Here is a 13,219-nt window from a genome sequence, read left to right as displayed (position 1 = left end):
TGGAGCATCCGTTCCGGATACTGAAGCGCATCTTCGGCTTCGACAAGGTGAGATACCGGGGCTTGAGGAAGAATCACAATCGGCTGTGCGTCTGCTTCGCGCTGGTGAATCTCTACCAGCACCGCCAACGGTTGGCCCCGCAAAGGGCGTAGTGTGTCCGGAGGCGGAAAACGGCTTCCCAGACACAAAAGACAACAAAAGAAATGCGCTCTTTTCCGCGAATCTTACTCGAAAGCCGCTGCCGGAATGTCAGAATCCTCTGGCGCTACGAAATCAGTGGCCTGCGCAGGGGTTCCTTAAGGAGCTGGAAGCCAAGCCAAGCGCGACGCTAGGCGAAGTCTTTGTGTTTGTGGACGAATGCCATCGCACGCAGAGCGGCAAACTGCACCGAGTGATGAAGGCAATGATGCCCAATGCCGTCTTCATCGGCTTCACCGGCACGCCCTTGCTGGTGAAGGATAAGGCAACCAGCAAGGAGATATTTGGCGGATACATCCACACCTACAAGTTCAACGAGGCAGTGGACGACGGTGTCGTGCTCGACCTGGTCTATGAGGCACGGGATATCGACCAGCGCCTCGGTTCCGAAGAGAAGATTGACCAATGGTTCCAAGCGAAAACGAAGGCCTTGAACGATTGGCAGAAGGACGAGCTGAAAAAGAAGTGGGGCACAATGCAGGCGGTGCTGAGCTCCCAGTCGCGAATGGATCGCGTCGTCAGCGACATCATATTCGACTTCAGCGTGAAGCCAAGGCTGTCCAGCGAGCGCGGCAATGCCATCCTGGTCGCGTCCAGTATCTATGAGGCCTGCAAGTATTTTGCGCTGTTTCAGAAGACGGTATTCCGCGACCGATGTGCGGTGGTGACTTCCTACAATCCTCTGGCGAAGGATGTATCGAAGGAAGAAGTCGGAGCGAACACGGAGACCGACAAGCAATTCATCTACAACACCTATATGGAGCTTCTGCAGGGCGTCGATCCGCGGCCGGGAATGTCGCCAACGGAGACGTATGAGGAGCGAGCCAAACAGCAGTTCATCAAGGAGCCGGCAAAGATGAAGCTGCTGATCGTGGTGGACAAGCTGCTGACGGGCTTCGATGCACCGCCATGTACCTATCTGTATATCGACAAATCCATGCAGGACCACGGTCTGTTTCAGGCGATATGCCGCACCAATCGGCTTGACGGCGACGATAAGGACTTTGGCTACATCGTCGATTACAAAGATCTATTCAAGCGTGTCGAGAACGCTATCGCGGTGTACACGTCTGAGATTGATACCAGCGCAGGCGGATCGAATCCCGAAGTGCTGCTCAAGGATCGCCTCAAGATAGGGAAAGAGCGCCTGGACAGTGCGCTGGAGGCGCTCGATATTTTGTGCGAGCCAGTTCAGCCGCCGAAGGGCGAGCTTGAACATATCCATTACTTCTGCGGTAATACGGAGATCGAAACCGATTTGCAGGAACGCGAGCCTCAGCGTGTCGCGCTCTACAAATCAACCGCGTCGCTGGTCCGCGCGTATGCAAATATTGCCGATGAATTGGAGTCCGCCGGGTACAGCGGCGGCGACGTTTCCCGCATCAAGCAACAGATAGATCATTACCTGGATGTTCGCGAAACGATTCGGAGGGCAAGCGGAGAAAGTCTGGACGTGAAGGCTTATGAGGCGGATATGCGGCACCTGATCGACACGTATATCGAAGCGGATGAGCCACGCAAGATTTCGCCGTTCGACGGGATGGGGCTTCTCGACCTGATCGTAAAGACAGGAATCGCAAATGCCATCACATCGCAGCTCGGTGGCTTAAAGGGCAACAAGGATGCGATTGCAGAAACGATCGAGAACAACGTTCGGCGCAAGATCATCAAGGAGCAGCTGACTGATCCGGCCTACTTTAGCAAGATGTCAGCGTTGCTGGACGAGATCATTGCGACGCGGAAAGCAAAGGCGATTGAATACGAAGAGTACTTGAAGCGAATTGCCGATCTTGCAAAGAAAGTGGACGCGGGCTATGGCGAAGAAACACCGGAACAGATCAATACACCGGGGCTGCGTGCGCTCTATAGCAACCTGAATAAGAGCGAGGAACTCGCCATCAAGATCGATGAGGCAGTCAGGCGAGTTCGCCCAGACGCTTGGCGTGGCATCCCTGCACGCGAGCAAGCGATCAGGCAGGCGCTCTTTGAGGAACTTCATGATGTGGATGAAGTTGAGCGCATTTTTCTCATCATCAAGCAGCAAAGGGAATACTGATCCGATGGGGACTACGCTCAAGCTCGGCTCCGTCACCGTAGACGTGGTCAAGAAGGACATCAAGAATGTGCACCTCAGCGTTTATCCCCCAGAAGGCAAGGTGCGAATCTCTGCTCCGCTACGGATGAGCACTGAAAATATTCGTCTGTTTGCAATCTCTAAACTGCAATGGATTAGGCTCCAGCAAAAGAAGATTGTCGACCAAGAGCGAGAGACGGCGCGTGAATATTCGGAGCGCGAGAGCCACTACCTATGGGGGAAACGCTATTTGCTCGATGTTGTCGAAGTAGATGGTCCGCCTCGGATAGAGATTCGCCACAGAAGAATCGTCATTCAGATCCGTCCCTCATCTAGCACGGATCGAAAGCGCGAGCTGATCGAAGAATGGTACCGCGCCCAACTCAGAGCTGCAGTTCAACCCTTGATTTCAAAATGGGAGAAGGCGATGGGCGTCAAGGTGGACAAGGTATTCGTCCGGCGCATGAAGACGAAGTGGGGAAGCTGCAGTCGGGCTTCGGTGAGCATAAGGTTCAACACGGATTTGGCGAAAAAGCCGCCGGAGTGCCTGGAGTATATCGTCGTGCACGAATTGGCTCACCTTATCGAGCCTACACACAATGACCGATTCACCGCGTTGTTAGACCAGATGATGCCGAACTGGCGCTTATACCGGAAACTCCTGAATCAGCTTCCGGTGCGCCACGAAAACTGGAGCTACTGACATTGGTGTGCCTCCCCGAATGCGTTGCGCGTAGCAGAAAACGTGTAGCCTTTGCTCAGCCGTTTTCCGCGTAAAACGGCTTGAGGTGTGCAGGCTCCTCCAAGATGTCGAGCAGCGCTTGAGCACAGTAGACCCGATCACGCTTGGCATCGGAGGCCTGTTGCACGATTCCATTGCGTTCGAGCCGCTCAATTGCGCGCTGCGCGGTCGTGAAGGCCAGGCTCAATTGATTCGCAGCGCCGGTGATGGTGACGAATGGATTTGCGGCCAACAAGCCTAGAACCCGAAGTGGCGTATTGGTCGAGTGTCCTGCCAACTTGTCGTGCCAGTGCGCGAGCAGATCATTGATGCGCGTTGCCCGGCTCAGCGCATCTTCAGACATGCGCGCAACGCCCTGCAGGAAGTATTCCAGCCATTCGCTCCATGCACCTCGTGCGCTCACGCCGCGCAGGCCGTCGTAGTAGTCCCGGCGTGCGGCTTCAAAGAAGGCGGAAAGATAAAGCAGCGGTGTCGGGAGAATCTTCCGTTCGATCAAGAATAGTGTGATGAGTAGACGCCCCACGCGGCCATTGCCGTCAAGAAACGGATGGATAGCCTCGAACTGATAGTGGGCAAGCGCGATTGTGACGAGCGGCGGCAAATCGGATTCATGGAGAAACTTCTCCCAAGCCGCCAAACATGGCTCGACTTCACCCGGTGGCGGTGGAATAAAATTGGCCGTCGCCAGCGTACTACCCGGTCTACCGATCCAGTTTTGTGTTGTGCGGAAGACGCCCGGAGCCGCGTTCTGTCCCCGCACGCCCTCCATCAGCTTTACGTGTAGCTCGCGAACCAGACGCACGCAAAGAGGAAGCTCTTTGAGCAGAGAAATGCCATGCTCCAGCGCTGACACATAGTTGCCAACCTCACGCAGGTCTTCGGGGCTACGCTCGACTGCCGCGCCGGCCTCTGCTGCCAGCAATTCACCGAGCGTGGCTTGTGTCCCCTCGATCTTGCTTGAGAGTACGGCCTCGCGCCTCACGAAAGGTCGCATGAGGACATGAGGATTCGGCAACCGTCCACCTTCACCCGCCAACCTGCCGATCAGCCGGTCTGCATCGGAGAGCACCCCGATGAGGCGTGGCGTCCACTCAAGCGCCGGTGGCAACGCGGCAGGCACGAATGCCGAATATGCGCCCAAAGAAATAATCCTGCCGGGGATGAGGGATGACTTGGTCATGACAGCTCAGTGGTGAAAATAAGAAGCATCGCTATTTTCGATACCCATGATAATCGAAAATAGTCGAAGGCGCCATTAGCGGGGCTGAAGTCGGGAGGAAGAAAAAGAATTCGGGCTGTTCCCCCACGGGTCAGCCCGATGCCGCTCGGTTAGAAATTTGGTAGAAAATTGGTAGCATTTAGCGCCGATTGGGCCGTTTTTCCCGACTCATCCTACTCATAAGTCCTTTACCGTAAACAAATCTTCCCTCTGGCCGTTCCCTGGCATGGAAGAGGTCATCGGTTCGATCTATGCCAAGTTGCCCCGGAGCTTCGCGATTCCAGCGCCGGTCGGCAACTACTCCCCGGATTGGGCGATTGCCTTCAAGCAGGGCACGGTGAAGCACATCTACTTCGTCGCCGAAACCAAGGGGGCCATGTCTTCGATGCAGTTGCGCGAGATCGAAAAATCGAAGACCAAGTGCGTCCATAAATTCTTCGCCAAGATCACTTCCGACCAAGTGAAGTACGCGGTCGTGAACAGCTACAGCAAGCTGATGGAATTGGTGCAATAAGCCCTTGCCCTACCAACAATAGAGCCTCACACAGATACACCGCATCCAGTCCATCGCTTCAATAAATATCAACCTCGCTCCCATGCAAAGTTGATATCGAGAACACAATCTGGCATGATTATGGCCGAAATCAACGGGGCAATATGCGAATCCCCTCCTCGCTTACAGTTCGCATCGCTGCCGGTTTGCTTATGGCCGCCTTCCTGGGTGCGGTTGGATATCAAGTTTTCCACCGGAGCAACCCAGATTCGCCCGAGGCGCTGCTGAAGCGAGCCGATAAGATGTCGTGGCTCAACAACTGGATCGGCGCGGCCCCGCTTTATCATCAGGCGGAGTTGCAGTTCCTCAATCGCCATCAGTCTTCAAAGGCGCTCTATGCGCGCGTCAGCCAAATGCTGGCGCATAGCGAGTCCTCAACGTCCATTCCCAGCCAGATCGCAGTCCTGCGACAGGACCTGACATTGCCTGCTGCACGTGATCCGGCAACCCGGCTCCGAATTCTGACGATTCTCGGAATGCTCGAAACGAACTACGATGCCAGCATGGCGCGAAAGACTTGGGCAGAAGTGGAAACACTCGCGGTTCAGCAACATCACTTTCTGTTGGCCTCGCGTGCCGTTGGTGAACAAGGCATTGCTGCGTTCCTGCTCGGTGATATGAAGACTGCAAAGAAAGATGTGCTCAGGGCGTGGATGGTAGCGAAGTTCACCGATCCTGCCGCACATGTTCGATATGCCAGTATTTACGGTGCTGGACTGGTACAACTTCACAAGTACAAGCAGGCTCTTGGCGCGTTGAATCAGGCTATTCATGTCGCGCACAATACTCCGGGCGTTGCATATCCGACGATTGCCATTACGGCAAAGATTGAGGCCCTGAGCGGTCTTGGTGAAAATCAGCAAGCTCTCACACTTGCCTCAGCCGAAATGCAGAAGTTCACGGCCTACCATCTCGCCGGACACCTTTACGAGCTGTACCAGACACGGGCGACAGTGTACGAACACATGGGGCGGTGGGGCGAGGCTGTATCTGACCTTCAGCAATCAGCGCAGTACGCAAAGCATCTCACCTATTGGCGTGGATTAACCCAGGTGGATGGTTTGCTTGCCCAGGCATACCTACATGAAGGCGCGCTGCGACCCGCCCTGGTCGCCATCGACGAAGCCATTGACGCCAACAAGAAAATTCCGGACGAGTTGTATTTCGTTCCCAGGAACCTCGGCATCAAAGCCGAAATTATGGCCCGCCTTGGCAATGTAAAAGCGTCAAATGCTCTGTATGAGAAGAGCGACGACCTGCTCGACGCGCTTTTCAGCAGGGTGCCAACTCCGAATGTCGAGCGTCAACTGCTGAACGACCTGAGCATGGTCTATTCGGGATACTTCGTCTCGCTGTGCAATCAGGGCAGGATTGCCGATGCATTCCGTGTGATTGAGCGCGCACGCGGCAGAATCGAGGCGCAGAAACTCTCTCATCGCGAGGTCCTCGAGCCTCACAACCCTAGCCAGGCCGAACTTCGCCTGACCAAGTTGAATCTTGAATTATTGAATACCGCGAATTCCGCCGCCAGAGTCCACATTCTCCACGCGATCTATGGCACGGAGCAACAACTTGGCGATGCCACGCCGCTATACGACACGCCTCCTGAGCCAGTCACTCTCAGTCAACTGCAACATGACCTGCTAAGTTCACAACTCTTGGTCGAGTACGTTCTGGCTAAGCCGCGATCCTACGCCCTTGCCGTAACGCGGGAGTCCGCCCATCGCTACGCCCTTCCTGCAAGGTCGGCTCTCGATCCGGAGGCAACGAAGTACCGGTCTGAACTGATCAAACAAAAGGCCGACCCGGCGCTCGCGCAGTGGCTCTTTCACAACCTTCTTGGCGCAATTCCTGGATACAAACAGCATCCCGACCTGATTATCGTGCCGGATGGGAAGCTCCAACTGTTGCCGTTCGCCGCCCTGATGAACAAAGGTCAATACATCCTCGCATCGCATGTCGTAACGGTAGCTCCCTCTGGGACGGTCTTCAATATGATTCTCCATCGCGCCGGCGAACACCTGCACGATGATTTACCCTACCTCGGCGTGGCGGCCTGGATTTCCAAAGCACCCTCCACGTCACTGCTGACCATGGTTCACCGGACGATCTCGGGTCCTCCGCACGCCAAGCTGGTTGCCCTTCCTGCAAGCCGGTATGAGGTGGAAACCATCGCGGATGATCTCCCCAAGCCCAGCACCATCCTTCTTGGCTCCCACGCGACCCTTCCGGATTTCGAGCAGCTTCCGCTGGGCCAATACAACGTCATCGATCTTGCTCTTCACGGGTATGTCGATCCGGAATTCTCCGATCGTTCTGCTCTTGTCTTCGCGCCTGCGCGGATGCCGTTCAATGATGGATATTTACAGGTAATCGCAATCAAGCGCCTGCATCTCAATGCCAGCCTGGTCACGCTTTCCGCCTGCAATACGGGCGTGGGGCCGGTCGGAGAAGACGGAGTGAACAATATCGTCAACGCATTTATCGACGCCGGGGCGCAGAGCGTGGTGTCTACGCTGTGGGCGGTGGAAGACCAGGCAACCGCGCACTTCATGGCCGTCTTCTATCATCATCTCGCCCTCAACGAGGACAAGGCCGGGGCGTTACGACAGGCGCAACTCAACATGCTGCACTCCGGTGCGCCGCCCTACTTCTGGGCTGGCTTCGAACTCGACGGTGAACCAGGCAACAGCCTGTTTCATAAGCCGGAGACCGATACGCTATCTAAAGGTGGTAATCGGCGGGAGGCCCTGCAATGAAGTCTGAGGCGACCATGCAACTCTCGCTGAAAGATCGCCATGCCATTCTTGAAAACGTCCTCGTCGCCCTGCACAAACGCTTCTACGCGCCCGAAAAACTCAACCCAGACTGGCAAGCGGCGGTGGAGCGCCACAGGCCAGTGATTGAAACTGCTGCCTCCGCAGATACATTCGAAGCGGCGATGAGCAATCTGCTCTCAGAACTCCACACTTCGCATCTCGGCTTCTTCCATAAAGGCGCACGCCGAGCGTCGAGCCGTGCCGCGCTCAGTGCTACTTATCTGGCCGACGACACCCCGTATGGAAAACGCTGGATCTTTCAGGATGTCCATGCAGGAGGAGCCGCCGCTCTTGCTGGCATCCAGTCTGGAAATATCCTGCTAACCGTCAATGGGCGTGACATCGTACCGCCGGACCATCCGGTTTTCCCCATGGGAGAGCAGGCCATCGTCGAAATTGTTCACAACGATGACAAACAACGCACCGTAGCGCTCAATGTGGCACGCCCAAAAGGAAAGAAGCTGCTCTACATCGAGCCGACGCTCGTTGAAGCACGGCATCTCGAAGACAGCCTGGGCTATCTGAAGATTGCGATGTTCCCCGGCATGGTGGGTGTCGAAGTTGCGAACCAAATCTCATCGGCCATCGAAAAGCTGGGCCCTGTTAATCGGCTAATCATCGATCTTCGCGGAAACACCGGAGGCGGAATCGGAGCGCTTCGAGTGATGAGCCTCCTCACACCGGACAGGATTCCCGTGGGCTTCGCGCTCGACAAGCGGCATATGCCAGTAGACCTGGAAGCAAAGAAACTTGCCTATCCCCGGTTTTCCCGGATTCCATCTTCTACTCGCAATCTATGGCGCTTGGCATTGCGTTTCGCGCCCGCGATGCTGGCGAAGAAGCCCATCGTGCTCCAGACCGAAGGCCTGGGCGCCAAGCCATTCCACGGAAACATCGTTCTTCTCGTCAACCGCCATACAGCCAGCGCCGCTGAAATGATCGTGGCATTCGCCCGTGAGAATAATCTCGCAACCATCCTTGGCGAAAAGACCGCTGGCCGCCTGCTTTCGGCAAACTCGGTCAAAGTCGGCCATGGATTCCGTCTCGCTCTGCCGACAGGAGCCTATTACACGTGGATGGGTTCTATTCTCGAAGGCGCTGCCATCGAGCCAGATCGAGAAGTTAATTTCGACTGGAGCCAGCGACGGCTCGAAATCGACGACCAGCTTGAGTCTGCAATCGAATCTCTTCGCGGTCAGCGGAATGCCACCGTCCCCTGAGCACATCTTCGCCGGTACCCGATCTGCCAAACACCCCATCTTCTTTACATAGAACAACAAATGGGAACCGGAGATCCGCCACTCTCATCGAAATACCGGGCAGCAAGAGTATGATTACGCTGGATTTATTTCAGGCGCGGAAAGGAGACCCTGCATGCAAATTGTGACGGCGCACCGTCTGAAGCAATGGGCGGAAACTTTGCCGCTCGATGCTCAAGCAGACCTGCCCGAGCTAGTAAGATCTCTTATTCGAGCTTCTTGTCCTGATCTGGAGTACTATCGGTTCCCTGGCGGCAACGCTTCGCAGACACATGGGTGGGATGGTGTTACTGAACTGAAAAAGGGCGTTCTCTTCGTTCCGGAAGGACGCACAATCTGGGAATTTGGCGCTGGGGCAGATTATAAGAATAAGGCCAATGGCGATTACACGAAACGAACTGAGGAATTGACCGTCAAGGAGCGCAACAGGTTCAGCTTCATTTTTGTGACCCCCCGTATCTGGGATACCGGCCTTGAGGAGTGGATACAGCAGCACTCCGGCGACGGTTGGCAGAGCGTACATATCTATGATGCGAATGCGCTCGAACATTGGCTGGCGGACCAGCCAGCGGTAGCGGTTCCGCTGGGCAAGAAGCTCGGGATCCTGCCGCTGGCTGGCTTTCAAACGGTCCAGGACTTTTGGGATGAACACAGCTTGAATACCCAGCACCCGCTTAAAGAGGAGTTGTTGTTAGCAGGCCGGGCAGACAGAGCGAAGCGGCTGTGCGAAGGGCTCAGTGCGGGTCTTGGGGGATTAAGCAAATGGCAGGCAGATTCTGCGACCGAAGCGGCCCTATTTATCGCTGCTGCGATGAGGAAGGCTGATGACGAACTCTCTCGCTTTCTTCTTTCAAAAACCCTGTTTGTCGAATCCTTCGAATGTGCAAGACAGATGCCCCCCAGCGGCGGATTTAACCTTATTCTCCTACCGGAAGTACATCGCCTCGGAGCCGCTCTTGCGAGGACAAATCAGGTTGTACTTGCTCTTGGTGCCGATGGTCGGGCCTCCGAAGTGGAGTCGCTCGATCAAATGACCACCCTAGATTTTGCGGCAGGCCTGCGAGCGATGGGCATCGACGAGCACGAAGCGTTTCGCCTAGCGGGCATTTGCTGCCGGAGCGTGGTTGTCTTATCGCGACTCGACGCACGCGGAACGGTCGCCGAACCGGCTTGGAGCAAGAGTGCAGAGCTGGTGCCTCTCATCCTGTGCGGAGGGTGGGACGCGTCGAACGAGAATGACCGCACCGTTGTTGCCGAGCTCTGCCAGAAAACCTATGACGAAATTGATCTCGACGCTCGTAGCTTTGCAGCCATACCGGATGCTCCATTGGATCTTGAGGGCTCGGTCTGGACCGTCAGATCACCCAAAGATGCATTTACGCTGATGGGATCAATGATCGGGGACGCCCATCAACAAAGACTCCGTGATGCTTCCTTGGCTGTGTTTTCCGAGGTCGACCAGACACTTGATGTGCCGGATGAAGAGCAGCCCATCATCCCAACAAGGGGTGCGGACTTCGGCCATTCGGAGTGGCTCAGGCGCGGCTTGAGTACGACGCTACTTCTTATCTCGGGACTGCATGAAGCAGCCAGATTCAGAACGATTGGCGGAACGCCTGAGCAGTTTGTAGAGGGCGTGGTGGGCGGGTTGCGCGACTTAGCTGTGGACATAAGGGTCCTTGCCAGCTTGAAATCGGAATTCCCGAAGCTGATAGAGGCCGCTCCGTTCCCTTTGGCATCCGCCATCGAGCGGGTGCTCGGGGGCGATAGCGAGAACTGGGTGCCTGTAATTTTTCGAGGTAAAGAGGGCTCGCCGCTCTTCGGCCAGACTAGCCCGCACACATACATCCTCTGGGCGTTGGAGACGCTCGCGTGGAATCCAGAGTACCTCTTTAAGGCGGCGTCGATTCTCTTGACGCTTGCTCAGTTTGACCCCGGGGGGACCACCCAGAACCGGCCAATCAATAGCCTCCGTACGATCTTTTTGGCCTGGCTGCCGCAGACATATGCCTCGGTCGCGGAGCGAATCGCCGTTGTACGTCGGATTTGTCTCGCACGGCCGGAGGTTGGCTTCAAGTTAGCTCTTGAACTCCTCCCATCCGTACACGACGTCAGTCATGGCACTTCAAGACCCAGATTGCGGGATTTCGGTGACGCTGCGAAGACCCCGACCACACGAGGAGACGCGGCTTCTGCTTTCAAAGCTTATGCTGATCTCGCCATTGAGCTCGCCGATCGCCATCCGCAACGCCTCGCCGCCTTCGTGGACCACCTTGCAGAGCTGACCCCACAATCCCGCGAGCGAGCTATCAGGTCAATAAGATCAGCGGGTGCCGCGGCGAGTGCCGAGGACAAATACGAGCTGTGGACAAAACTGCGGCTATTTACGCAACGGCACAGAGGATTTCGAAATGCCGCGTGGGCTCTGCCTGAAGATGACCTGCACCCGCTCGAAGCCCTATGCCAGGAGATAGCACCGGACGACCCGCTACTTCGCGATCTCTGGCAGTTCAATGATCTGGTTCCGAAGCTGGAGAGCCGAACCGATGGCGACTATGTCGAAGAAGCAAACAAATCGCGGAGGGATGTAATTCGCCGCATTCTCGACGATCGGGGTATTCCGGCCGTAGTAGCTCTAGCGAAAGCAGCGAAAGAGCCTCATCTCGTCGGCTACGCACTTGCCGAGGCCGCCCCGGCCCAAGAGACGCTTGAGGCAGCATTTGGTATAGAGTTCATCGCGAACTCGGGGGTTGACGAAGACTTCTTTGTGGCGGCGTCGGGAGCCGCGCACTTTCGCTTCGGTGCTGCGTGGGATCGATGGATCGCCGACCTTGCGACCCACTTGGATGCGCGGCGCGCTACAAACCTCTTTCTGAGATGGCCGGACACTAAGGACACGTGGGATTTTGTGCAGACGCTAGGCCCTTCGATTGAGGAAGAGTACTGGAAGAGAAAGTATGCGCTGAACCAATCTTCTGATGAAGACTTGCTGTTTGCAATTGAGAAATACGACTCGGTCGGCAGGTTCAGCGCGAGCGTTGAATTGGTCGCCTATCAAGAAAAACGAATCCCCACGGAAGTCTGCGTCGGAGTTTTGCGTGGGCTCGTTGGAGAAATAAACGCCACAAAACTGAATAGCCAACACACCTTGTACTCCGTCCTTCATCTACTGCAAGCTCTCCAAGGGCGTAAGGACATAAGTATTGAGGATCTCGCATCGATCGAATACCAGTACCTCCCCCTTCTTGAGCATCTGGGAGAACCTGTCGCGTTGGGCCAGCTTCTTAAGAGTTCTCCTAAATTCTTCATTGAGGTGATTTGTGACGTCTTCTTTCCCGCCTCCGAGAAGGAGCGGAAAGACATCTCTGTCGAACGACGGGTTAAGGCGCGATTCGGTTACCAAATGCTCCAGTCGATGAAGTCATTACCCGGGTTCACAGAAGATGGCCAAGACGTAAACTTCCTGAGGAATTGGATCGCTGAAGCTAGAGATTTAGCAAAGAAGGAGGACCGTGAGGTCATTACTGACCAGCAAATCGGCCAGATGCTAGCTTATGCACCGACCGATGCGAAGGACAGCACCTGGCCTGCGAGACCAGTGAGGGATGTAATCGAGGAATGTGCTTCCGACGAAATCGAAAGGGGCATCAGCATTTCAAGATTCAATATGCGAGGCGTATTCCGCAAGGCTATGTATGAGGGCGGGGGAGAGGAAAGAGCATTCGCAGCACAGTATAGAACTTGGGCCGGGGCCTCCGCCTCATGGCCCAGGACTTGCGGGATGCTCCGCCGAATTGCAGAAGACTGGGAGCGGCGTGCGGAGCAGGCCGACACTCGCGCCGAGCTCGATCAGCGTCGCGATTCGTGAGGAATATGATCTCCGGGGCACAGCGGCTTCGTTCAAGTCAGCCGGTGTGGAGAGATTTTCCTCACGGTGGAATGTCAACGGTTGAGTCACGTATCCAAGCCTCTACCCTCACCGTTTACCGGATTTGAAGCGGGTAGTAATACGCCGCCTGGTTCTGCTCATGGGTCGTCGCAAGGAAGTAGGCACCCGCTTTCGCTCCCGCCAAGTTTAGCTCGACAGAAACGACTTCTTTACCGCCCTTAAGGACCGAAGTAGCTGTTCCCTCCGCTACGACTCCAGTCCCGCTCTGATTGCGCGTCACGGCCACCAGATATTGCCCGGTCTGGCTGAATCGAGGCAGGATGATGGTCAGCCGCACTCTTGCGGCAGGCAGCAAAACAGACTGCAATGGGGCTGGCTGCTGGCCGCGAACAGTCCCCACGTCCCACAAATTGACCGTTTTGGAAATGACCGCTGTTGTGGCAATCGCTGGTTGGCTGTGCCGCAT

9 protein-coding genes are annotated in these 13,219 nt (G+C 55.8%); 7 read left to right on the top strand and 2 right to left on the bottom strand.

Annotated elements, in window-relative coordinates; genetic code table 11:
* The 3 genes from VMU57_RS09100 to VMU57_RS09090 form a co-directional block, all read left to right on the top strand.
* Positions 1-152 (top strand): transposase (locus VMU57_RS09100; protein WP_325382633.1); only part of this gene is annotated, 152 nt, incomplete at its 5' end.
* A gap of 191 nt (positions 153-343) precedes the next feature.
* Positions 344-2,254 (top strand): type I restriction endonuclease subunit R, encoded by a 1,911-nt coding sequence (locus tag VMU57_RS09095; RefSeq protein ID WP_325382631.1) that lies wholly within the window; start codon positions 344-346, stop codon positions 2,252-2,254.
* Between the two features lie 4 nt (positions 2,255-2,258).
* Positions 2,259-2,975 carry a SprT family zinc-dependent metalloprotease gene (locus tag VMU57_RS09090; protein ID WP_325382629.1) on the top strand — a complete coding sequence of 239 codons (717 nt, stop codon included), beginning with the start codon at positions 2,259-2,261 and terminating at the stop codon, positions 2,973-2,975.
* A 55-nt stretch (positions 2,976-3,030) separates the two neighbouring features.
* Here VMU57_RS09090 and VMU57_RS09085 read toward each other — a convergent pair whose 3' ends face one another.
* Positions 3,031-4,194, bottom strand: a complete 1,164-nt coding sequence (locus tag VMU57_RS09085) for a Fic family protein (protein WP_325382627.1) — start codon at positions 4,192-4,194, stop codon at positions 3,031-3,033.
* Positions 4,195-4,459: 265 nt separating this feature from the next.
* On the opposite strand from VMU57_RS09085, the gene VMU57_RS09080 reads away from it, so the two are divergent.
* From VMU57_RS09080 to VMU57_RS09065, 4 genes are all read left to right on the top strand, one after another.
* The gene (locus VMU57_RS09080) at positions 4,460-4,747 is read left to right on the top strand and encodes a hypothetical protein (RefSeq protein ID WP_325382625.1); all 288 of its coding nucleotides are present in this window, start codon (positions 4,460-4,462) and stop codon (positions 4,745-4,747) included.
* 143 nt (positions 4,748-4,890) lie between these two features.
* Entirely contained in the window at positions 4,891-7,545 is a 2,655-nt protein-coding gene (locus VMU57_RS09075; RefSeq protein WP_325382623.1) for a CHAT domain-containing tetratricopeptide repeat protein, read from the top strand.
* Complete coding sequence (locus tag VMU57_RS09070; protein WP_325382621.1) at positions 7,542-8,825, top strand: S41 family peptidase; 1,284 nt, start codon at positions 7,542-7,544, stop codon at positions 8,823-8,825. The genes VMU57_RS09075 and VMU57_RS09070 overlap by 4 nt, the downstream gene beginning before the upstream one ends.
* 154 nt (positions 8,826-8,979) lie before the next feature.
* Positions 8,980-12,732, top strand: coding sequence for a hypothetical protein (locus VMU57_RS09065; protein ID WP_325382619.1), 3,753 nt, complete (start codon positions 8,980-8,982; stop codon positions 12,730-12,732).
* Between the two features lie 115 nt (positions 12,733-12,847).
* Here the strand turns inward: VMU57_RS09065 and VMU57_RS09060 are convergent.
* Positions 12,848-13,219: hypothetical protein (locus VMU57_RS09060; RefSeq protein WP_325382617.1), on the bottom strand; the 372-nt coding region annotated here is incomplete at its 5' end.

The organism is Edaphobacter sp., assembly GCF_035532915.1.
GTDB lineage: Bacteria > Acidobacteriota > Terriglobia > Terriglobales > Acidobacteriaceae > Edaphobacter.
This window is presented reverse-complemented; position numbering and strand designations above follow the sequence as displayed.